Origin of the sequence: Serratia marcescens, from assembly GCF_001902635.1 — a bacterium.
In the GTDB taxonomy this organism is placed as follows: Bacteria; Pseudomonadota; Gammaproteobacteria; order Enterobacterales; family Enterobacteriaceae; genus Serratia; species Serratia marcescens_F.
Genome location: NZ_MJAO01000062.1, coordinates 1 through 1313 on the forward strand (window position 1 = coordinate 1; position 1313 = coordinate 1313).

Here is a 1313-nt window from a genome sequence, read left to right on the forward strand (position 1 = left end):
AATGAGATGGTCACCCCCACCCTGTGAGCGGTACGCTGGCAGGGTGTTTTTCTTTCCGGAGGGGATCATCATGCAAAACATTACGCTCATCGGTATCGACCTCGGCAAGCATACTTTCCATGTCCACGCTCAGGATAAAAACGGGTATGCCTTGCTGCGCAAGAAGTTTTCCCGCACTCAGCTCACCGCTTTTCTTTCCACCTGCAGCGCGGCTACCGTTGTCATGGAGTCCTGCGCCGGCGCTCACTTTATGGCGCGCCATATCTCGCAGCTCGGCCATCAGGTCAAGCTCATCTCGCCCCAGTTTGTTCGGCCATTCGTCAAAAGCAACAAAAACGACTTTATTGACGCTGAAGCCATCTGCGAAGCCGCCTCGCGCCCTTCCATGCGCTTCGTGACGCCGAGAACCGAAGACCAGCAGGCAATGGCGGCGCTGCATCGTGTCCGGGATGCGCTCGTCAGGGAGCGGGTCAAAACCACCAACCAGATGCACGCCTTTCTGCTGGAGTTTGGTATCAGTATGCCACGCGGTATAGCCGTTATCCGACGCCTGGCCGCCGTGCTTGAAGAACATCCGTTGCCGCCGTATTTAACCCGGCTGCTGCTGCAGCTCCGTCAACATTACGTCTATCTCAGCGAACAGATTGAAGCGCTCGAACAAGAGTTAAAAAACCATATGGCGGATGATGACACCGCGCAACGTCTGCTGAGCATTCCCGGCGTCGGCATGATAACCGCCAGCCTGTTGGCCACGAAGTTGGGCGATGGGAAAAACTATGCCGGCAGCCGGGACTTCGCCGCCTCGACGGGGCTGGTGCCGCAGCAATATAGCACCGGCGGAAAAAACACGCTGATGGGCATCAGCAAGCGGGGAGATAAAAATTTGCGGCGTCTGCTGGTGCAATGTGCCCGGTCCTTTATGCGGCAGCTGGAACATAACCCGGGGCGTCTGGCTGAGTGGGTGAAGGTTCAGTTGACGCGGCATCACTCGAACGTGGTGGCCTGTGGACTGGCCAATAAACTGGCCAGGATAGCCTGGTCGCTCACGGCGTACCGCACCGTTTTTAGCCAATAAAAAGCGCCGGCAGTTAGAGCTGTCAGCGCTTTGGATACCCAGTTACGCTCTGGTTTTGCGACGACTGATTATGATGACATGAACGGCACAGCGACCTGCTGATGAACCTGACATAAAAAATGGCTCTTTGAAGCCGAGACCCTTTTCAGGTTCAGCAGGTGCGGACTTCATCGTGGCGCGGGTAACGCAGTGTTACCCATCAGACGCCGTATAGATTTAAGCAAGCCCATCATAAATC

1 protein-coding gene is annotated in these 1313 nt (G+C 55.9%); it reads left to right on the forward strand.

Going from position 1 to position 1313, the window contains the following annotated elements:
* Positions 1-70 precede the first annotated feature (70 nt).
* Positions 71-1075 (forward strand): IS110 family transposase, encoded by a 1005-nt coding sequence (locus BHU62_RS24525; RefSeq protein ID WP_073534944.1) that lies wholly within the window; start codon positions 71-73, stop codon positions 1073-1075.
* The last annotated feature ends 238 nt before the right edge of the window (positions 1076-1313 follow it).

Excerpts from the sequence above, each read along its gene's own strand:
- BHU62_RS24525 (WP_073534944.1), top strand. The coding sequence starts at position 71 with ATGCAAAACATTACGCTCATCGGTATCGACCTCGGCAAGCATACTTTC.